Source organism: Vreelandella songnenensis (assembly GCF_003002925.1).
Classification (GTDB): domain Bacteria; phylum Pseudomonadota; class Gammaproteobacteria; order Pseudomonadales; family Halomonadaceae; genus Vreelandella; species Vreelandella songnenensis.
This window is the reverse complement of record NZ_PVTK01000002.1, coordinates 221,552-242,615: the sequence shown is the minus strand read 5'-3', so window position 1 is coordinate 242,615 and position 21,064 is coordinate 221,552. Positions and strand designations below refer to the sequence as shown.

The 21,064-nt window shown below is 55.0% G+C and carries 19 protein-coding genes and 1 tRNA gene; 11 read left to right on the top strand and 9 right to left on the bottom strand.

Going from position 1 to position 21,064, the window contains the following annotated elements; all coding sequences use genetic code 11:
- Window positions 1-18: 18 nt before the first annotated feature.
- Window positions 19-957: a recombination-associated protein RdgC gene (locus B0H98_RS05675; RefSeq protein WP_106374095.1), complete on the bottom strand. Its 939-nt coding sequence runs from the start codon at window positions 955-957 to the stop codon at window positions 19-21.
- Window positions 958-1,121: 164 nt separating this feature from the next.
- Here B0H98_RS05675 and B0H98_RS05670 point away from each other — a divergent pair, with 164 nt between their 5' ends.
- The 9 genes from B0H98_RS05670 (at window position 1,122) to B0H98_RS05630 (ending at window position 13,228) form a co-directional block, all read left to right on the top strand.
- Window positions 1,122-1,556, top strand: coding sequence for an acyl-CoA thioesterase (locus B0H98_RS05670; protein WP_106374094.1), 435 nt, complete (start codon window positions 1,122-1,124; stop codon window positions 1,554-1,556).
- Window positions 1,557-1,709: 153 nt separating this feature from the next.
- Window positions 1,710-4,412 carry a DNA gyrase subunit A gene (gene gyrA / locus B0H98_RS05665; RefSeq protein WP_106374093.1) on the top strand — a complete coding sequence of 901 codons (2,703 nt, stop codon included), beginning with the start codon at window positions 1,710-1,712 and terminating at the stop codon, window positions 4,410-4,412.
- Complete coding sequence (serC, locus tag B0H98_RS05660; RefSeq protein WP_106374092.1) at window positions 4,396-5,499, top strand: 3-phosphoserine/phosphohydroxythreonine transaminase; 1,104 nt, start codon at window positions 4,396-4,398, stop codon at window positions 5,497-5,499. The genes gyrA and serC overlap by 17 nt, the downstream gene beginning before the upstream one ends.
- Window positions 5,500-5,504: 5 nt before the next feature.
- Window positions 5,505-6,596 carry a prephenate dehydratase gene (gene pheA, locus B0H98_RS05655; RefSeq protein ID WP_106374091.1) on the top strand — a complete coding sequence of 364 codons (1,092 nt, stop codon included), beginning with the start codon at window positions 5,505-5,507 and terminating at the stop codon, window positions 6,594-6,596.
- Entirely contained in the window at window positions 6,593-8,881 is a 2,289-nt protein-coding gene (locus tag B0H98_RS05650) for a bifunctional prephenate dehydrogenase/3-phosphoshikimate 1-carboxyvinyltransferase (RefSeq protein WP_106374090.1), read from the top strand. The genes pheA and B0H98_RS05650 overlap by 4 nt, the downstream gene beginning before the upstream one ends.
- Entirely contained in the window at window positions 8,874-9,563 is a 690-nt protein-coding gene (cmk, locus tag B0H98_RS05645; RefSeq protein ID WP_106374089.1) for a (d)CMP kinase, read from the top strand. Before B0H98_RS05650 ends, cmk begins: the two co-directional genes overlap by 8 nt.
- Before the next feature lie 183 nt (window positions 9,564-9,746).
- On the top strand, window positions 9,747-11,426 hold the full coding sequence (gene rpsA, locus B0H98_RS05640; RefSeq protein WP_106374088.1) for a 30S ribosomal protein S1: 1,680 nt from the start codon (window positions 9,747-9,749) through the stop codon (window positions 11,424-11,426).
- A gap of 314 nt (window positions 11,427-11,740) precedes the next feature.
- On the top strand, window positions 11,741-12,118 hold the full coding sequence (locus B0H98_RS05635) for a histone-like nucleoid-structuring protein, MvaT/MvaU family (RefSeq protein WP_106374087.1): 378 nt from the start codon (window positions 11,741-11,743) through the stop codon (window positions 12,116-12,118).
- A gap of 771 nt (window positions 12,119-12,889) precedes the next feature.
- Window positions 12,890-13,228, top strand: coding sequence for a hypothetical protein (locus B0H98_RS05630; protein ID WP_106374086.1), 339 nt, complete (start codon window positions 12,890-12,892; stop codon window positions 13,226-13,228).
- 4 nt (window positions 13,229-13,232) lie between these two features.
- Here B0H98_RS05630 and B0H98_RS05625 read toward each other — a convergent pair whose 3' ends face one another.
- The 6 genes from B0H98_RS05625 to pilB all read right to left on the bottom strand — a co-directional run bounded on the left by B0H98_RS05625 (window position 13,233) and on the right by pilB (window position 18,871).
- Complete coding sequence (locus B0H98_RS05625) at window positions 13,233-14,111, bottom strand: DNA replication terminus site-binding protein (protein WP_106374085.1); 879 nt, start codon at window positions 14,109-14,111, stop codon at window positions 13,233-13,235.
- Window positions 14,112-14,126: 15 nt separating this feature from the next.
- The gene (gene yacG, locus B0H98_RS05620) at window positions 14,127-14,360 is read right to left on the bottom strand and encodes a DNA gyrase inhibitor YacG (RefSeq protein WP_106374084.1); all 234 of its coding nucleotides are present in this window, start codon (window positions 14,358-14,360) and stop codon (window positions 14,127-14,129) included.
- Window positions 14,361-14,386: 26 nt separating this feature from the next.
- A complete protein-coding gene (gene coaE, locus B0H98_RS05615) occupies window positions 14,387-14,977 on the bottom strand; it encodes a dephospho-CoA kinase (protein WP_106374083.1) in 591 nt (196 codons plus the stop codon).
- 110 nt (window positions 14,978-15,087) lie between these two features.
- On the bottom strand, window positions 15,088-15,933 hold the full coding sequence (locus B0H98_RS05610; RefSeq protein WP_106374082.1) for a prepilin peptidase: 846 nt from the start codon (window positions 15,931-15,933) through the stop codon (window positions 15,088-15,090).
- A gap of 12 nt (window positions 15,934-15,945) precedes the next feature.
- Window positions 15,946-17,172, bottom strand: a complete 1,227-nt coding sequence (locus B0H98_RS05605; RefSeq protein WP_106374081.1) for a type II secretion system F family protein — start codon at window positions 17,170-17,172, stop codon at window positions 15,946-15,948.
- 4 nt (window positions 17,173-17,176) lie between these two features.
- Entirely contained in the window at window positions 17,177-18,871 is a 1,695-nt protein-coding gene (gene pilB / locus B0H98_RS05600) for a type IV-A pilus assembly ATPase PilB (protein ID WP_106374080.1), read from the bottom strand.
- 265 nt (window positions 18,872-19,136) lie between these two features.
- Between pilB and B0H98_RS17260 the strand changes: the two genes are divergently transcribed.
- On the top strand, window positions 19,137-19,532 hold the full coding sequence (locus B0H98_RS17260; RefSeq protein WP_106374240.1) for a pilin: 396 nt from the start codon (window positions 19,137-19,139) through the stop codon (window positions 19,530-19,532).
- Window positions 19,533-19,690: 158 nt separating this feature from the next.
- Window positions 19,691-19,870 (top strand): hypothetical protein, encoded by a 180-nt coding sequence (locus B0H98_RS05590; protein WP_106374079.1) that lies wholly within the window; start codon window positions 19,691-19,693, stop codon window positions 19,868-19,870.
- A 93-nt stretch (window positions 19,871-19,963) separates the two neighbouring features.
- Here the strand turns inward: B0H98_RS05590 and B0H98_RS05585 are convergent.
- Window positions 19,964-20,040, bottom strand: a tRNA-Pro gene (locus B0H98_RS05585).
- Between the two features lie 134 nt (window positions 20,041-20,174).
- Window positions 20,175-20,978, bottom strand: a complete 804-nt coding sequence (locus B0H98_RS05580) for an inositol monophosphatase family protein (protein WP_106374078.1) — start codon at window positions 20,976-20,978, stop codon at window positions 20,175-20,177.
- Window positions 20,979-21,064: the final 86 nt, after the last annotated feature.

Sequence of the window (21,064 nt, the reverse complement as noted above, 5' to 3'; positions counted from 1 at the left end):
CATGGCAGCATCAAAGCGTTAGTGGCCTGAGGGCTCAGCAGGTTCCTGCTTGTTTTCACCATCCAGCCACTCTATCAGGCGGACGATATCATCAGATAGCGCTTGGGCCATTAAAATAAAGTCGGTTTCAAGCCGAGCAAGCGCGTCGTCGCCATCATCGGCATGGTCCGCTTCTTCAATCAAGGCATCGCCAAAACGCAGCGACTTGAGCGCCAGGTCATCATGCAGCACGAAGCTTAACCGACCTTCGAGGCTCACGGCGAGCTTGCTGGCCTGACGGCCGCTTTCGAGCAGCTGCTGAATCTCGTCGCTGTCCAGATCCACCTGGCGCGCGCGCAGTACGCCGTCATCGCCCTTGGCCTTGAGTTCGACTTGATCGCCAAGCTGAAGATCCGCCGGACGGCTTGCCGGGTCGCCAAGCCAGGTGGTCATGGCGCGAATCGGCAGTGTCTGGGAGGAGAGCGGCGTAGCCTTCAAACTACCCAGGGTTTCGCGCAGCAGATCCAGGACGTCTTCGGCACGCGTGCGTGAGCTTGCATTGATACCTATCAACTGGCGGCGCGTATCCCACCAGAGATCGACTTTCTGGCTACGGATAAAGGCTCGGGGCAGCAGCTCTTCAGTTACCTGCTCCTTCAGCGCGGTTTTTTCCTTGCGGGTTACCTTGCGGCCTTCGCGTGCCTCTATATCGGCCACCTGTTCATCCACCTCTTCCTTGACGACCGAGGCGGGCAGCAGGCGCTCCTGGCGCAGTACCGAAAGCAAACGGTGGCCCTGTATCTCGTGCAGCAGCTGGCCACCGCCAAGGCGGCCGGCGGGCGCCGTCCAGCCCAGGCGGCGCGCATCCGCCGTGCCCAGCGGTTTGGCTGCATGCGCATCGAGAGCATCGGTCAGGGTTGTGCTGTCGAGCTCGGGGGCGCCGTGCAGGCGATATAAATGCAGGTGCTTAAACCACATGTCACCAGTCCTATCCAAAAGGTGGCACATTATGTCGAAAGCCGGGCATTCCTGCCAGCTCCTTACCTCCCATGCGCTTATTGTATGTGTTTCAAACTTGTGTTTGATTGACGTCATGGTGGGTAAACCCGCTATCGTCATCATGTTTTCAGGGAGAAGAAATTATGTCCGAGGGGCTTTCACGCGTGGCGCTACGCGTTCGCGGCTATCATCTGGATGTCTATCAGCACGTCAATAATGCCCGCTATCTCGAGTTCATGGAGGAGGGCCGCTGGGCATTCTTTGATGAACATCCCGGCTTGATGAGCGAGCTTCATCAAGCCGGGCGCGCCTTTGTCGTGGTCAATCTGAACATCGACTATCGCGCTGCCGCCGGACACGGCGATGATCTTAGTGTGCTTACCGGCATGGTGGAGGTGGGTGAGCGTAGCGCCCTTTGCCATCACCGTATCTATAGAAGCGACGGTACACTGATTGCCCAGGCGGATCTTACCTTCGTGCTTCTGGACATGAAGGCCAACAAGGCGGTGGCCATTGAAGGAGAGCTCAGGCAGACGCTTGACCGGCTAGTGCTTGCCAAGGAGCAATTTACGCCTTAATCAGCAATGCGTGAGTCCCTGACTGCCCTTGCCGCGGATGCAGTGGTATGATGTAGGGGTATCTGCGCGCCGCCTTGAGGTTCTGCTAAAAGGCGGTATTTTAAGCGCTTTCAACTCTCGCAGTGCCAATGCAGTGCAAAGGATCTGACTTTCATGGGTGACATCGCCAGAGAAATCTTGCCCGTCAATATTGAAGACGAGCTCAAACAGTCGTACCTCGACTATGCGATGAGTGTCATTATCGGCCGCGCGCTGCCTGACGTGCGCGACGGGCTGAAACCGGTTCACCGGCGTGTGCTGTTTGCCATGCACGAACTGGGCAATGACTGGAATAAACCGTACAAGAAGTCGGCACGTGTGGTCGGCGATGTCATCGGTAAATATCACCCGCATGGTGATAGCGCGGTTTACGACACCATCGTACGTATGGCGCAGCACTTCTCGATGCGCCATGTGCTGGTCGACGGCCAGGGCAACTTCGGCTCCATCGACGGCGATAATGCCGCCGCCATGCGTTACACCGAAGTGCGCATGTCGCGTCTAGCGCACGAGCTGCTCGCGGATCTTGAAAAGGATACCGTGGATTGGGTCGACAACTACGACGGTACCGAACGTATCCCGGCCGTACTACCCACCAAGGTGCCCAACCTGCTGATCAACGGCTCGTCGGGCATCGCGGTAGGCATGGCGACCAATATTCCTCCGCACAACATGCGTGAAGTCATCGATGGCTGTCTGGCGCTGATCGACGACTACACGCTGTCCGTGGATGACCTGATGGAGTATATCCCGGGTCCTGACTTCCCCACTGGCGGTATCATCAACGGGCGTGCAGGCATTCTGGATGCCTATCGCACCGGGCGTGGGCGCATCTATGTGCGCGCCTGCCATACCATCGAACACCATGACAAGACTGGCCGCGACCACATCATCATCACCGAGCTGCCTTATCAGGTGAACAAGGCGCGGCTGATCGAGAAAATCGCCGAGCTGGTCAAAGAGAAGAAGATCGAAGGCATTGCCGAGCTGCGCGATGAATCCGATAAGGACGGCTTGCGCGTTGTCATCGAGATCAAGCGCGGCGAGTCCGGCGAAGTCGTGGTCAACAACCTGTTTGCCCAGACCCAGCTGCAAAACGTGTTCGGTATCAACATGGTGGCGCTCGAGAACGGCCAGCCGCGTACCCTGAACCTCAAGGAAATGCTGGAAGCGTTCATTCGTCACCGCCGAGAGGTGGTTACCCGGCGAACGCTGTTCGAACTCAAGAAAGCCCGCGAACGTGGCCATATCCTGGAAGGCCTGGCGGTCGCTATCTCCAACATCGATGCCATTATCGAAATGATCAAGGCATCGCCCAGTGCTTCCGAAGCCAAGGAGAAGCTGCTGGCGAAAACGTGGCAGCCTGGCCAGGTAACCGCCATGCTCGAAAGAGCGGGGGCGACTTCCTGCAAGCCTGAAGAGCTTGATGAGCACTTTGGTCTTAATCCGTCAGCGACCGAGTACCGGCTGTCGCCAGCCCAGGCTCAGGCAATTCTTGAGCTGCGCCTGCATCGTCTGACGGGGCTGGAAACCGAGAAGCTGCTTAACGAATACCTGTCGATTCTTGAGCGTATTGCCGAGCTGACCGAAATACTGGCCTCCGCTGACCGTTTGATGGAAGTCATTCGTGAAGAGCTGCATGCCGTGCGCGATCAGTTCGGCAATGACCGGCGTACCGAAATTCAGGCAAGCCATCTGGATCTTTCCATGGAAGACCTGATTGCTGAAGAGGATATGGTCGTTACCGTATCGCGCTCGGGTTACGCCAAGACCCAGCCGCTTTCGGACTATCAGGCGCAGCGTCGGGGTGGCCGCGGCAAGTCGGCCACGTCCATGAAAGATGAAGACGTGATCGAGCACCTGCTGGTGGCCTCGACCCATGACACCGTGCTGCTGTTCTCCAACCGCGGCAAGGTGTACTGGCTGAAAGTTTACGAAATGCCCGCCGCGAGCCGCGGTTCACGTGGCAAGCCGCTGGTGAACATGCTGCCGCTGGAAGAAGGCGAGTCGGTCAATGCCATCCTGCCGGTGCGTGACTACGACCCTGAACACTATATCTTCTTCGCCACGGCCAACGGCACGGTGAAGCGGACGAGTCTCGAGCAGTTCTCGCGTCCGCGTAGCGTGGGCCTGATCGCGATCGATCTTGAAGAGGGCGACCGCCTGGTCGGTGCCGCGATCACTTCCGGGTCCGACCACGCCATGATGCTCTCCTCCAATGGCAAGGCGATTCGCTTTGAAGAAGGCAATGTGCGCGCCATGGGGCGTACAGCCCGCGGTGTACGCGGCATGCGTCTGGCCGAAGGCTGTGAAGTGATCAGCTTGATCATTCCCAAGAGCCAGCAGATCGATGCCGAAGCGGATGCCGAGGGTGAAGAAGCGGTTGAGAGTGCTGTTGAAAGCACCCAGCCGGAAGGCCAGATCTATATCCTGACCGCCAGTGAAAATGGTTATGGCAAGCGCACGCGCCTGGAAGAGTTCCCGCTGCGTGGACGCGGTGGCCAAGGTGTCATCGCCATGCAGACCAGCGAGCGTAACGGCGCACTGGTGGCCGCCATGCAGGTCTACGACGCCGATGAAATGATGCTGATTACCGATCGCGGCACGCTGGTACGTACGCGGGTTGAAGAGGTATCCACGACATCGCGTAATACTCAGGGTGTAATGCTGATTCGCCTGGGTAAAGAGGAAAAGCTGGTTAAAACCGTGCGTGTTGATGAGCCGGACGACAGCGAGCTGGAAGCGCTGGATGAGGTGATTGAAGACAACGCAAGCGAAAGTGCACAGGATACTGGGGCCGATGACGCGTCACTATAACTTTTGCGCAGGGCCGGCGGCCCTGCCTGTTGCGGTGCTCGAAAGGGCCCGCAACGAGCTGGTGGATTATCAGGGGCGTGGCCTTTCCGTTATGGAAATGAGCCACCGAAGCGACGAGTTCGTGGCGATTGCCGAGCAGGCGGAGGCGGATTTCCGCGCGTTGCTGAGCGTTCCTGATCATTACCGCGTGCTGTTCTTGCAAGGCGGGGCGAGCATGCAGTTTGCCATGCTGCCCATGAACCTGCTGGGCCAGGGCGGCAGCGGCAATTTTATCCAGACGGGTATCTGGGGCAAGAAAGCCTTGAGTGAAGCCAGGCGGCTTGGCTATGCGTGCCACGTAGCCGGCAGCAGCGAACCCAATGGCCATACGGCTGTACCTGGGCATGATACGCTGGATATCAGCCGCGACGCGGCTTACCTGCATTACACGTCCAATGAGACGATTGGTGGCCTGGAGTTTGACTACACGCCCCACGTTTCGCGTGCTGACGGCCAGCGTGTACCGCTGGTCTGCGATATGTCTTCCAATATTCTTTCCAAGCCCATGCAGGTTGACGACTTTGGCGTCATCTATGCCGGGGCGCAGAAGAATATTGGCCCAGCGGGCTTGACGCTGGTGCTGGTTCGCGACGATCTGCTGGGTCGTGCCAAGCCGGATATCCCCTCGCTGTTTGACTATCAAATGCTGGCCGAAGCCGGCTCCATGGTCAACACGCCGCCAACCTATGCCTGGTACCTGGCAGGGCTCGTCTTTCAGTGGCTGCGCGATGATATTGGCGGTCTTGAAGCGATGAATGTCATCAATCAGCGCAAGGCGGATAAGCTTTATAGCGCCATTGATACCAGCGACTTCTACAGCAATCCGATTGCCAAGGCGAACCGTTCGCGCATGAACGTGCCTTTCGTATTGGCCGATGCCGCTCTGGACAAGGCATTTTTACAAGAGGCTGACCAGGCGGGGCTTCTCAACCTGAAAGGTCACCGCAGCGTGGGCGGCATGCGTGCCAGTCTTTACAACGCCGTGCCTGAAGAGGCAGTCGATGCGCTGGTAGCTTTCATGGCAGATTTTGAACAACGAAGAGGCTAACGTTCATGTCCGACTCGTCAATCAACCTGGATGAGCTGCGCCAGCGTATTGATCAGCTGGATGGCGATATTCTTCGCCTGATCAGCGAACGCGCCGACTGCGCGCAGAAAGTAGCGCACGTCAAGCTCGCTCACGACAAGGATGCGGTGTTCTACCGGCCTGAGCGTGAAGCGCAGGTGCTTCGCCGTATCATGTCGCTTAACCAGGGGCCGCTGGATTCTGAAGAGATGGCGCGGCTGTTTCGCGAAATCATGTCGGCTTGTCTGGCGCTTGAGCAGCCGATCAAGGTGGCGTATCTGGGGCCGGAAGGTACCTTTACCCAGCAGGCGGCGCTCAAACATTTTGGCGAGAGCGCGATCAGCTTGCCCATGGCGGCCATTGACGAGGTGTTTCGCGAGGTTGAGGCCGGTGCCGTAAACTACGGCGTGGTGCCGGTCGAGAACTCGACGGAAGGGGTCGTCAATCACACGCTCGATACCTTCATGGATTCGTCTATCCATATTTGCGGCGAAGTCGTGCTGCGCATTCATCACCATCTTCTGATCAGTGATACCACGCGCCGCGACAAGATCTCGCGTATCTACTCGCACCCGCAATCCTTTGGTCAGTGCCGCAAGTGGCTCGATGCACACTATCCTCACGCCGAGCGCGTGCCGGTATCCTCCAACGCCGAAGCGGCCAAACTGGTCAAGACCGAATGGCACAGCGCTGCAATTGCCGGTGATATGGCTGCCAAGCTCTATGGCCTTGAACGGATCGCCGACAAGATTGAAGACCGGCCGGACAACTCGACCCGGTTCTTGATTATCGGTAATCAGCAGGTGCCCATGGCCGGCGAGGACAAGACCTCCATCGTGGTCGCCATGCGCAACCAGCCCGGCGCGCTGCATGACCTGCTGGAGCCTTTTCACCGCCACAAGATCGACTTGACCCGTATCGAAACCCGGCCATCGCGCACCGGCGTATGGAACTACGTGTTCTTTATCGATTTTAAAGGCCATGTCGATGAGCCACGTGTCGCCGCCGTGCTGGAGGAAGTCAAGCTACGCGCTTCCGAGCTGCGTGTGCTGGGCTCCTACCCGCAAGGCGTGCTGTGACATCCGTGCGTTCACCAGCGGCAAAGCGATCGCCATGCACCGAGCAGCGGCTGGTTATCGTCGGATTGGGCCTGATCGGTGGTTCGTTGGCGGCAGCGCTGCGCGTTTCGGGTTTCAAAGGGGTGATTGCCGCTTGTGATCCCGATCCGGATGAAGTTGCCCGCGGCATCGAAATGGGTCTGGTCAATGAAGGCGGTGTGGATCTTGCCGCTCAGGTAGTGGATGCCACCATGGTGGTACTGGCCGTGCCGGTGCTTGCCATGGAATCCGTTCTGGTCGCGTTGGCGGATGCACTGCCCCTGGCGGCCAATAATGTCGTGCTGACCGATGTGGGAAGTACCAAGGCGACCATTCGTGCCAGTGCCATTAACGCTTTTGGTCGTGTGCCCCCCAATATGGTGCTGGGGCATCCCATTGCAGGCTCGGAAAAAAGTGGCGTTGCCGCTGCCAACCCAGCGCTGTATGTCCGGCACAGCGTTATCCTCACGCCGGAGCCTGATGTCGACCCGGACGCCTTGCAGCGGGTGCGTGCGCTTTGGCAAGCCTGCGGTGCTGATGTGCTGGAAATGGATGTCGAGCGCCACGATCAAGTGCTTGCGCGTACCAGCCATTTGCCCCACCTGCTGGCGTTCTCATTGGTGGATACGCTGGCCCGCCAGGACGAGCGGCTCGAGATATTTCGTTATGCCGCCGGCGGTTTTCGTGATTTCACCCGTATCGCGGGCAGCGATCCGGTCATGTGGCGGGATATCTTTGTTGCCAATCGTGAAGCGGTGCTGGCGTCATTGGATGATTTCGAGGCGGGCCTTGCCCGGCTACGTCAGGCCGTGGAAGGCGGTGATAGCGATGCGCTGATCGCTACCTTTGATCGTGCAAGTCATGCACGCCATTACTTTGATACGTTATTGAATAAAACCAGCTACCAAGCGGAATACAATATGCAACCACAGGGTAAGGTGACCTATCGAGTACACCCGGGCGGTGAAGCCAAGGGCCGTCTGCGCGTACCGGGCGATAAATCCATGTCGCACCGCTCGATCATGCTGGGCGCACTTGCAGAAGGCGTCACCGAGGTAAAAGGATTTCTGGAAGGTGAGGACAGCCTGGCCACGCTTCAGGCGTTTCGCGAAATGGGCGTTGCCATTGAAGGCCCGCACCAAGGACGCGTGACGATTCATGGCGTTGGCATGCACGGCCTGAAAGCACCTTCCGGGCCGCTTTATGTCGGCAATTCCGGAACCGCCATGCGTCTTTTTGCCGGGCTGCTCGCGGGCCAGGCATTTGATAGCGAACTGACAGGGGACGAGTCGCTGACCAAGCGTCCCATGGCGCGTGTGGCTGATCCGCTACGCTTGATGGGCGCCACGATTGACACCGCCGAAGGTGGCCGGCCGCCACTCAGGATTAAAGGCGGCGCGTCGCTTAAAGGCGTTTTTTACGATATGCCCATGGCCAGTGCGCAGGTAAAATCCTGTCTTTTGCTGGCAGGGCTTTATGCCGAGGGTGAAACACGCGTACGTGAACCGGCACCCACCCGCGATCATACCGAGCGTATGCTCAATGGGTTTGGCTATGCGGTTTCCCGCGAAGAAGACACTTGCTGGCTACAGGGCGGCGGAAAGCTCTCGGCGGGGCCGATCGATGTGCCTTCGGACATTTCGTCGGCAACCTTCTTCCTGGTGGCTGCTGCCATCACGCCTGGCGCTGACATTACCCTGGAACACGTGGGAATCAACCCGACTCGCATCGGAGTTATCAATATTCTGACCCTGATGGGGGCGGATCTTGCGCTTGAAAACGAGCGTGAAGTCGGCGGTGAGCCGGTGGCCGATATTCGTATCCGCTACGCGCCGCTCAACGGCATTGATATTCCGGTCGAACAGGTGCCCCTGGCGATTGATGAATTCCCGGCACTGTTTATCGCCGCCGCCAATGCATCCGGCACGACTCGCCTGCGCGGCGCAGAAGAGCTGCGTGTAAAGGAGTCTGACCGCATTCAGGCCATGGCCGATGGACTTGCCGTGCTGGGCGTTGAACATACCGTGGTCGAAGACGGTATCGATATCGTGGGCAACGGTAGTGGTGACACGCCAAGCTACGGCGGTGGGCGTGTCGATAGTCTCGGTGACCACCGCATTGCCATGGCGTTCGCCATCGCGGCGCTGCGTGCTGGCGATGACATCGTCATTGACGACTGCGCCAACGTGGCCACTTCATTCCCAAGCTTTGTCGAGCTTGCCAATCGAATCGGCATGAGCGTCAACGTGGAGGGCGGGCATGACTAAGTCTATCCCGGTGCTCACCATTGATGGGCCGGGCGGTGCAGGCAAGGGAACCATCAGCAGTCTGATAGCCAAGCGTCTAGGCTGGCATCTGTTGGATAGCGGGGCGCTTTACCGGCTGACGGCAGCGGCGGCCATCAAGCACGCAGTGGCCCTTGATGACGAGCAGGGTGTGGCTGCACTGGCGCAGTCACTGGATGTCGCCTTTCCCGTTGGGGAAGGCGGCGTTCGCACGCTGCTGGAAGGCGAGGATGTAAGCCAACTGATTCGTACCGAGCAGATGGGCGAGCGGGCGTCGATGGTGGCAGCCATGCCAGAAGTTCGTACCGCTTTGCTTCAACGCCAGCGGGATTTTTGTCAGACGCCGGGGTTGGTGGCGGATGGACGTGATATGGGAACGGTCGTTTTTACCGATGCGCCTTTAAAGGTGTTTTTAACGGCCAGCGCTGAAGAGCGAGCGCGTCGTCGCCATCTTCAGTTGCAGGAGGCGGGCATGGATGCTAGTCTTCCGAGTCTTTTAAAGGAGATTCAGGCACGCGATGCACGCGACACGCAGCGCAGTGTGGCTCCTCTCAAGCCGGCAGATGATGCCATTACGCTTGATACCACGCGCCTGAGCATACCGGAAGTGGTGGAACGGTTATCGGAACTGCTTGCCCAGAAAGGGTTGGCTTCTGTTGATTGATTCTCCCTTGCGGCGCTTTTGATGCGGCGTCACAACGTGGCAGGGCAGGTAACTCACATCGGTGAGCCCGGTCAGGTTTAACCAGCGCTAACGTCCTCAAAGGCAGAGTTACATTAGGCCCGCACTCGCTGGTGGTGCGGAGAAGGCATTTATGCCTCAACAACGTAATTACGTAGGAACACCATGAGCGAAAGCTTTGCTGAGCTGTTTGAACAGTCTCTTAACGACATCAACATGGAGCCGGGCGCTATTGTTGCGGCTCAAGTTGTCGACATTGACGGTGACTGGGTTACTGTCAACGCTGGCCTGAAATCTGAAGGTCAAATCCCGGCCTCTCAATTCCGTGACGAGAACGGCGAACTGAACATTGCCATCGGCGATGACGTTCACGTTGCACTTGAAGCGGTTGAAGACGGTTTCGGTGAGACTCGTCTGTCTCGTGAAAAAGCCAAGCGCGCTGAAGCTTGGAAGATTCTTGAAGCAGCCTTCGAGAAAGACGAAATCATCAAGGGCGTTATCAACGGTAAGGTCAAAGGCGGCTTCACTGTCGAAGTTGACTCTATCCGTGCGTTCCTGCCGGGTTCTCTGGTTGATGTTCGTCCGGTTCGCGATACTGCGCACCTGGAAAACAAAGAGCTGGACTTCAAAGTCATCAAGCTCGATCCGAAGCGCAACAACGTTGTAGTTTCACGTCGTGCGGTTCTGGAAGCAGAGAACAGTGCCGAGCGCGAAGCGCTGCTGGCAACTCTGCAAGAAGGCCAGCAGATCAAGGGTATCGTTAAGAACCTGACAGACTACGGCGCTTTCGTAGACCTGGGTGGTGTTGACGGCCTGCTGCACATCACTGACATGGCTTGGAAGCGCATCAAGCATCCTTCCGAAATCGTAGCCGTTGGCGACGAGATCAACGTCAAAGTGCTGAAGTTCGACCGTGAGCGCAACCGCGTATCGCTGGGTCTGAAGCAGCTGGGCGAAGATCCGTGGGTCAACATCAAAGAGCGCTACCCGGAAGGCATGAAAGTACACGCAGTCGTCACTAACCTGACTGACTACGGCTGCTTTGCTGAGCTTGAGGAAGGCGTCGAAGGCCTGGTTCACGTTTCTGAAATGGACTGGACCAACAAGAATATCCACCCGTCTAAAGTTGTCCAGGTGGGCGACGATGTTGACGTCATGGTGCTGGATATCGATGAAGAGCGTCGTCGTATTTCTCTGGGTATCAAGCAGTGTACTGCTAACCCGTGGGAAACCTTCAACGCTGAATACAACAAGGGCGACCGCGTTTCAGGTACCATCAAGTCAATCACTGACTTCGGTATCTTCATCGGCCTTGAAGGCGGCATCGATGGCCTGGTTCACCTGTCCGACATCTCTTGGACAGAGACTGGCGAAGAAGCCGTTCGCAACTTCAAGAAAGGCGACGAAGCCGAAGCGGTTATCCTCTCCATTGATCCTGAGCGTGAGCGCATCTCGCTGGGCATCAAGCAGATGGATTCCGACCCGGTTGCTGAATACCTGTCTGTAAATGACAAGGGCAGCATCGTTACCGGTCGCATCATTGAAGTTGATGCGAAAGAAGCTCAGGTTGAGCTGGCAACTGACGTTATTGCGATTCTTAAAGCGTCAGAAATCAGCGCTGACCGCATTGAAGACGCTCGTAACGTACTCAACGAAGGCGATAGCGTTGAAGCACGCATCGTAAGCGTTGACCGTAAGAGCCGTCAGATCAATCTTTCCATCAAGGCGAAAGAGCAAGACGATACTCGTCAGAATCTGAAGAAGTTGCGCGACCAGGAGCCCGAAACAGCGGGCGGCCCGACTACCATCGGTGATCTGATCAAGCAGCAGATGGGCCAAGACTAATTTTTTAGTCGCTGGTTTCATCAAGCGCCGCCCTAACGGGCGGCGCTTTTTTTTGTCCTTAACTAACAATTTTTTTAATCGCTTCGATACATTGCATCTAATGCTAATCGGGTTTTCCACTTTTTTAAATTTGAATTAAGCGCTTAAAAATTATTAGTAATTAAATGAAACCACGCTAGACTATTGTCAATTAGAGTTTTTAAAGCAATAATGGCAACGCATCCTGAACTAATGGATATTGTATTGGTCAGTTTGATAACTCGCGTTGGCTAATTTGATGTCTAGTAGATAAACCCGAAGTAAAAGGACTCCCCATGTCACTTCTCAATGAATATATTCAAAAAGAGCAGCAGCTTAAGCAGCTTCAAGAAGATTTACAGCGTCTTGAAGGCGATCAGCGTTTAAAAAGTGAGTTGGAGTTCAAGGCTAAACTTGAAGCTCTGATGAATGAGTTTGGCAAGCGCCCTGCAGATGTGATCGCACTGCTGGACCCGTCAAACGATCAGCGTAGTGTTAAAGCACCTGCGGCTAGCACTACCAATCGCCGTAAGCGTCGCCTGAAGGTTTATAAAAACCCCAAGACGGGTGAAGTCATCGAAACCCGTGGTGGCAATCATAAGGGCCTGCGTAGCTGGAAAGACGAATACGGCGATGAAACCGTCGAGTCCTGGCTGGAAAGCATGGAAGACTAAGGTCGACTATCGGCACTTCTTATTGGAAGTGCCGTTTTTTTTGGTTCAATACGCAGCGCTTGTTTCTCTGGTGATTCGCTTGCCGTAGGATATTATCCCAAGCCTTTTCTGGCACGCCTGGCGGCTGCTCGCGCGTCCTGACCTTTGTTGCGTGGTTACTGGTTCATTGCCGCGTGTTTGGTCTGAGCGATGCGCAGTAGAATGAATTGTTACGTTTCACTATTATTTTCAAGGTATAATCCTGAATCAGGCCTTTATCAGTCTGCTGGACTCCATAGGATCATTTTCACGGCTGACGGTTTTACTCAAGTTAGGTTTTGCATGACTTGGTCGTTAGGCTGTCCTGCCGCGTATGAATCATTGCGTCGCTTATATGCTACGCTGTGATTAGCCTGTGAAGCAGATTCGGCTGCACTGCGCTTTCGAGATACCGTTTTCTATGCCGTATATTGGTAGCTAAGCGCTGGATAACCGTAGAGTGTCCCAGGAACCCATCCGCTACTTCGTGGGTCATAAGCGCGGACCAATCAGCACCAGAGAGAATTTGGCTATAGATTCCCTATTCATGTTGGCTACTCTCTGCGTTAAAGCCTGTATCAACTGTCCGTTTGGATCGCGTTTTCGGAGTGATCGGCTGCGTACTCACGTGTTCAGCACCAGCGCGCGTCTGGCACTTGAACGTTAAGGTTTATACGTTTTGGCACAATCTGCAGGAAATGCCTGCCCACCAGGTGCTTCCACCATTTCAAGCAAGGTGTAAATGAAACATCGATGAAATATCACAAAGCTCCAAAACAGTTGGACGAGCGTGAGAAACTGCGCAAGTTTCGTGAATTGGATGATGCGTTTGCCCAAGCATTACGTCAGTTAGAAGACCCCAACAGCGACTTTGATATTCCAACCGGCCCACCGGTACGCTCATTGGCAGCGCTTGAAGAGGATGATGCCACTGAACGTCTGGAAGAGCGTGCTCGCCTGTTTGAAGCTCGCTTGAAAGAGTTGATGAGTGAGTATGGCCAGTCAGAGACGGCCTTGAGTACTCTTGTGTCTACGCTGGTGACGTTTGGTCTGTGGCCAGAAAACAGGTCTCCGGATATAACCGAGATTTAAAAAATCAAGCATCTTTATAGCGATAGATACGCAAGCTGGGTAGGAAGGGTTCCTGCTCAAGCTTTTCATCGCGCCTTCTGGCCCGCGTGCGCTGGGTAGGTGGGTGCAACGGTGGCAGGTTCATATGCGGAAGGCGCTGTTCAGGAGCCGGTACAAATAGCGGCATGGCAATATTGAATGCGCGTCTTGTATGACCATCTGCCAAGGGTTCGGTAAAAAACAGGTTGGCTCGCATCAATGGTGCCTGGGCTTGTACCTGAGCCAGCACTTCGCCGCTAGGTAACCCCGCCAATTTGCGTAGCTGAATGCGTACATGCGCGGCCTCGGTATCCAGGTCCATCAGTTTCCTTTCGGCCTCCTGAACGCTCAAGCGTTTGATCGAGCGACCGCTGCTGTACCAGGCAAGACGTATTCGCGAGACAGGCGCTTCAGCGACGGGTATTTGCCGCCAGCACTGTTTCAGATGAAGCCTGGCAAACCCGCTTTGACGTAATACGTCGTCAACGTAAGGGTGACGTTTAGGCAGGCGCTGTTTGATTTCTCCAAACGCCTTAGGCGAAAGGTTTTTTATTTTCTGCAACAGCTCGCTTATGTTCGCTTTCGCCTCGTTGATAGCCCCGATCGCCTCTAACAGCGTTTGATTAGCCGCCACAACACCGATGTAATTGCGCGTTTCACGCCCGTCCTGGCCTTCCTGGTGCCACATATCAAGCAGTGCATGTCTTAGCCAGCCGGCTTCGATGGCCGGCTGGTGGAAAGCCCAGGTAGGAAGCGTTTGCTGTTCGTAGATAGTCAGCGCGACTTCAATGGCTTCAACGAGACGATCAAAGCGTTCATCTAGTTCATGCAGCAAACGATAAGCCGTCACATCGGTATCGGGCATAGGGATATCCGCTGTTTAGGAGAGGGGGGCATCCTTGTCGGCTTGAGCCAGCAAGGTTTCCAGATCGGCTTCATCCATGGCCGATTCACCAGCAATGCGGTGAGACTCTTCCGCCCAGGCACCAAAGTCGATCAGTTGACAGCGCTTGCTGCAAAAAGGGCGGTAAGTGCTTTCAGGTGCCCATGCAACCGTTGTTCCGCATTGTGGGCAATTGACTTCAAGGGGAGCGTCATTAGCAGGGTGAGACATAAAAAATCCTGGATAAATAGTAAAATTCAGAGCGTACGATAAAAGCTGTCCAGCCGTTCGACCTGGCGTCGCATATGAGCCTGATCGCCGCTGTTATCTACTACGTCATCGGCTTTTGCCAGCCGCTGTTCCCGCGGTAATTGAGCGGCCAGAATGGCGTGTACCTGTTCTTCGCTGACGCCATCACGTGCCAGTGTGCGCGATAGCTGAAGCTCAGTGGGTACATCCACGACCAATGTACGCTCGACAAGCGCATCCTGGCCGGATTCGAACAGTAACGGTGAAACAAGCAGAACATAGGGCGCGCGCCTGGATAAAGCCGCAAGCTGGTCCGTCAAACGCTCTCTTATTCGAGGATGCGTTACTGACTCGAGCCACAGACGTTGGGCAGAATCTGAAAATACGCGCTCCCGCAAGGCGGCCCTATCAAGCGTGCCATCCGGTTTTGCAATGTTTTCACCAAAGTAGTCGATGATCAGAGCCAGCGCGGGCTCTCCGGGCTGTACTATCTCGCGCGCTACGTGATCGGCATCCACCCAGCCGGCGCCCAGCGCTTCGAAGGTGCTGGCAACCGTTGATTTACCTGAGCCGATACCACCGGTTAAGCCAATGATCATAGCTATCCTTGATACTTGCTAGAATCGACTATTTTACGCGCTTTCCTCTTAAAAGTCGGTACTTGCCAGCGGGTGAGTGTGTATAAGGGGCATTGGCGAGAATGCATTCGCTAGGCCGCAAATGAGACATAAAGCGCCAGCAGCTCGTTACCCACCAGCAAACATATCCAGCCTGCGATCGCCAGAAATGGCCCAAAGGGAAGGGGAGTGCCGCGTAAATGCGGATGAAGGGCCTGTGCAATGATGCCAATGATTGCGCCAAGACCCGCCGAGAGAATCAGCAGCAGCGGAAGGAGGCTCCACCCAAGCCACGCGCCCAGGGCCGCCAAAAGCTTGAAGTCCCCATACCCCATGCCCTCCTTTCCGGTTATCAGCTTGAATAGCCAGAAGAAGCTCCAGAGCACCAGGTAACCCCCCATTGCGCCAATGACTGCACTAGATAGCATGTAAGGCTGAAACAGCAAGTGGTAGAGCAGGCCGGCCCACAAGAGAGGGAGCGTAAGAATATCTGGCAGAAGGTAGGTTCGGAAATCGATAACCGCCAGGGCGAGAAGTGCCAGACAGGCGCCGTAGATAAAAAGGCTTGTCGTGCTGAGCCCATGAAGTAGCAAAACGGCCAGGGCCAATAAGCCGCCGCTAAGTTCAATCAGCGGATATTGCAGGCTGATTCTCCCCTGACAGTGGGCGCACCGCCCACGACGTTTGATCCAGCCGATCAGGGGCAGGTTATCGTGCCAGGCAATGGGATGTTCGCAGCGGGGGCAGAGTGAGTGCGGTAACGCCAGATTGAACCGGGGTGGCTGCTCATGGGCTAGCTCCAGCGCACTGCGCGCTTCTGAGCGCCACTGATTCATCAGCATCACAGGAAGACGAGTAATGACGACGTTTAGAAAACTGCCCAGGCAAATGCCCAGCATGAAAATGAGGATAGTCACCTCAAGAGGCGGTAGGCGCATGCTGCTCCCTTATTAAATAACCGTGCCTAAATCAAAAATGGGCAGATACATGGCGATGACAATGCCACCTACCAGCACTCCCAGGATAATGATGATAAGAGGTTCCATCAGGGAAGTGAGTGCATCCACCGCGTTGTCTACTTCTTCCTCGTGATACTCCGCAACACGGCGCAGCATGGTAGCAAGGGCGCCAGCCTCTTCGCCAATACTGACCATCTGCACCGTCAAGAGTGGAAACCGGTGGGTCATCTTCATGGACAGGTGCAGTGGTTGACCGGTGGCCACTTCCTGGCGAATTTGCCGTACCGCCTGCTCGTATACTCTATTGCCTGACGTGCCTGCGGCGGTTTCAAGGCCCTCAACCAGTGGAACGCCCGATGCAAACGTGGTGGCCAGCGTACGGGCAAAGCGTGCCACTGCCGCCTTGTTGACGATATTCCCGATAACAGGCAGTGCAAGCAAGGCGGTATCCAGACGATAAGCGAGCGGCGCTGTGCGTTGTGCTGCCCATCTGAGGAGCAGTATGACGGCCAAGATAGCGCCTGCAAGCGGTAACCAAAGCTGCTGGGTCAAGGTAGACAGCTCGACAATTAACTGTGTAAGGGCGGGCAGCTCGGCACCAAAGCTCTGAAACATGCCTTCAAACTGGGGCACCACCTTTACCAACAGCAGCAGTGTAATTCCGATACCAGCAATGAGTACGCAGGCAGGATACCAGAGGGCTTTTTTGACCCGCGCCTTGAGCGACTCCACCTTTTCCTTATAGGCAGCGTTTCTCTCCAGCATGCTCACAAGCGTTCCTGACTGCTCGCCAGCTGCTACCAGATGGATAAATAGTGAATCAAAATGCTGTGGGTAACGACGCAATGCTTGAGAAAAGCTCGTGCCGGAGGCCACATCGTCCGCTAATGCTTTTACAAGTATCATCATCGCGGGCTTTTTAAAACTTTCCGCTACCACGTTGAGGGACTGCAGCAAAGGAATGCCCGCCTGAATCATCGTGGCCATCTGGCGCGAAAAGAGCATGATATCGGCAGGTTTGATCGCGCCATGGATACGTACGCCGCCTGCTTTTCTGATGCTGCGTACATGAATATTTTGCCTGGTTAATTCAACGATGATATCAGCCTTGCAGTGGCCGATGCTTTCACCTTTCAGCGGTCGCGACTGATGCCCTGTGCCGGACCATTTCCAGCGATACAGGCGGGCAGCGCGCGTTTTACGGGTAGGCCTGGCCATTGCATCACTCCTTGGTAACACGGTTGATCTCTTCCAGGCTGGTTAAACCTTGCATCACGTAGTGAAAACCGCTTTGGCGAAGGCTCGGGTGCCCCTCTTTTCTTATCTGACGGTCAATCTCGAGGACTGATTCGTTGTGCATGATCTGCTTTTGCATGGATTCAGAAATAGGTACGACTTCGTAGATACCGATACGCCCTTTATATCCGTGCGTGCACTTTTTGCAGCCGACCGGACGATACAGTGCGGCATGCTCGATCTCTTGTTCGGTGAACCCTTCATGGCGCAGTACGTCAGGAGGAAGGGTGGCTGCGGTTTTACACGCGCCACATAGCTTACGGGCCAGGCGCTGGGCAATGACAAGAGTCACCGAGCTTGCAATATTGAACGATGAAACGCCTATATTCGAAAGACGCGCCAACGTTTGCGCCGCCGAGTTGGTATGTAAAGTCGACAGTACCAGATGACCGGTTTGCGCGGCCTTGACGGCAATATCCGCTGTTTCAAGATCGCGTATTTCACCTATCATGACGACGTCGGGGTCCTGACGCAGAAAGGCCCGCAGCGCGTTGGCAAAATCGAGTCCGATCTTGGGCAGTACGTTTACCTGGTTGATGCCAGCAACTTTTATCTCCACGGGATCTTCAGCAGTACAGATATTACGCTCCTGCTCATTAAGCAGCCCTATACCCGTATAGAGAGAAACCGTCTTGCCGCTACCCGTCGGTCCGGTAACCAGGATCATGCCCTGAGGCTGCCTCAGCGCGTGTTCGTAAAGTATTTGCTGACCATTTGTGAACCCCAGTTGCTCTATCCCGACGTGAATGGCTGCAGGATCAAGCAGTCGAAGGACTATCTTTTCGCCATGAACGGTGGGAAGTGAATTGATACGCAGGTCCAGCGCGCGATCGTGGGACAGCTTCAGCTTGATAGCTCCATCCTGAGGAAGACGGCGCTCGGATATATCCAGCCTTGCCATTATTTTCAAACGGGCAGCGATCTGGTTGCGCATTGAAAGCGGCGGGTTGGCAATCTCGATAAGCACGCCGTCAATGCGAAACCGGATTCGGTAATGGTGCTCGTAGGGTTCAAAATGAATATCCGAAGCGTTGCGGTCTATGGCATCCAGCAAGACCTTGTTGACGAACTCGACGACCGGGCCTTCTTCGGCATTTTGTAGCGTCTCTTCAAGCGAAAGATCCTCGTTGTCGGGCGTCAAGCTGCTGATGGTAATATCGGAAATCTTGTCCAGCGACGAGTAGCGGCTGTTGCTCAAGTAGCTGTTCAGCATCTCATCGAGCTGAGTGATAGGGGCCAGAACGCCTTCTACTCGTGCAGCATCAACCGCAAAGGCCAGTTCCCGAAGCTGGGGCAGCTGTGAAGGGCAGCTAATGGCAACGCTGAGTTGCCGGTTCTGTTGTGATAGCGGTAATACGCCAAGCGACTTAAGTAAATGACCGGGGAATGCATTGGCCGGCGGAAGTGCATCCAGCATTACCGCTTCCAGATCGATCAGTGGTAAACCATACTCTTCGGCGGCCACTGACGCTGCCGTTATGGCATCCAGCAGTTCGTGCTCAACCGCATAGCGTAACAGCGAAATGCCTAACTTTTCAGCGTCCGCTTGGGCTTGTATTGCCTGATCAAAGGTCAACAGCTCCCGTTTGAACAGATAAGTAGCGAAGCCTTGGATGCTCATCGTGAAACACGCGATATCGGCAACATGATGTGGCTACAAGTCATTGATTCAATTTTATTATTCATTTTGAGATTTGGACACTATTGCGGATGGCTGCAGTGCACTTATAGGCATCTTGAAATTACAGTTATACAAATATCCTAATCAAAACTATTGATTAAGTAAAATTAAATATGTATTAGTGATTCAAGAGAGATATCGAATGATAAGGGTAGGCCAGCGCGACCAGTTTTATTCGATAGCGCATTTAAAGCAGGGGGAATTTATGAGTACTCGCCAGACTGTCTATCACGAGAAGTGCATTCAAGACGGCTTCACATTGATCGAGCTCATGGTAGTGATTGCAATCATTGGCGTGCTGATGGCCGTCGCCGTGCCCCAGTATGGCAATTACATGGATAAGGCATCGCTGCGCGCTTGTGAAGGTGAGCTGGCCTCTTATCGTAGCATGGTGTTGACCAGCCATTCCTTGACCCAGTCAGCCGAGGTAGAGGCTCCCGTAGGTTTTAAATTTCAGGCGTGCAATATTGAAGATAACCGTCGGCAGCCGTTGGCTAGCGCTTTTTCCAATAGTAATGATCTTGAAGGGGAGATCACCACGAATCGTCCCAATGCAGGAGGTATCACGATTGAAGGCGGGAGTATAAAATCAGAAAAATAGCGCCATGAAGCAAGAAGTCGAGCATATGGCAGGTATGGTTCATGCACTTATCGCCTTTTGTGGCATGAATGCATGCATAATTTTGTGATTAGACTAGATTTAAAAAGAGGCCTCAAAAGGTAGTGTCCTGCCATCTCTCCAGGAACCAGGAGGTTCAAATGCGAAAGTGGATTTTACTGGCGATTTTTAACTGGCTGCGTAAGCCAGCCAATCGGCAGAAGGCGAAAAATGCCTGGAGCAAGTATCGTGGTGGAAGCCGCACGCGCACCTCTCCGCAGCGCCCCCAATCCCGTAGCACGCCCGCCCGGCACTCTGACGAATTTGATAATCGGCGCTAAGCCGCTTATCAAGATATTCATCTCTTGAAGAACGTGTAAATATAAAAAAACCGCCGCTCGGTTTTACCCGTAAGCGGCGGTTTTAAATAAACCTGGTCGGAGTGACAGGATTCGAACCTGCGACCTTTGCAACCCCATTGCAACGCGCTACCAAGCTGCGCCACACTCCGATGTCCTGTTAAGCATTTGCCTCAAGACGGTGCGTATACTATCGCTTTCTCGATCAAATGAAAAGCCCTTTTTGCGCTTTCTTTTCAAGTATTTGCCATATCGGTGCTTCAACCGGCTAAAGCGTGTCCAGGGTTTACTTGGCGTCGAGTAACAGCTGCTTCATTGCGTCGTAGATACCTGACGCGGCCACCAGCAGCTCGTTGGGGTATAGGTCGGCAGGGACACCCGCAGGTATCTCTCCCAAGTGGCCCACACGCGCACCGGCTTCACGCGCAATCAACCAGCCCGCTACAAAATCCCAGGGTGACACCGTTTCGTAGTAAGCATCCAGGCGACCGCAGGCCACGTCACACAGATCAAGTGCCGCAGCGCCGTTGCGGCGTACATCACGGCAATGAGCCAAAACCGCGAATAGCCTGGGCATCAACGCCTGACGCGCCTCCTTCTGGTAGGGGAAACCCGTACCTACAAGCGTTTCGGCCAGCGTTGACACATTGCTCGACGTAATACGCTGTTGATTGCAGAAAGCGCCCGACCCTTCGGCTGCACTGAAGGTTTCTTGAAGAAAGGGGGCATGCACCACGCCAACCTTGGTAACGCCATTTTCCATCCAGCCAATGGATACCGCCACGTGACGCAAACCCTGGGCAAAGTTGACGGTGCCATCGATGGGATCGACCACCCAAAGTGCAGTCGTCTCGGTATTCAGCGCTCGATCAGGGGAAAGCTCCTCGCTTAAAAGCGCTTCTCCAGGGAAATGCTTGTTCAGCCGCGCCTTTATCAGTTTATCAACGGCGACGTCGACATCGGTGACAAGCTCTTCATCAGCTTTGAGGCGCTTGGAAAAGGATTGATTCGCGCGGGCTTCACGAATCAGCTCTCCAGCCTCTTCGGCAATGGAAATGGCCAGGGTCAAGCGCTCTTGCAGGGTGGGCATGCTGTATTCCTTACATTGCTTTAACTAAACCGACTAGCATACTCCCACACTATGACTTTTTGAGTCACGGGGCTCGATCATGCATT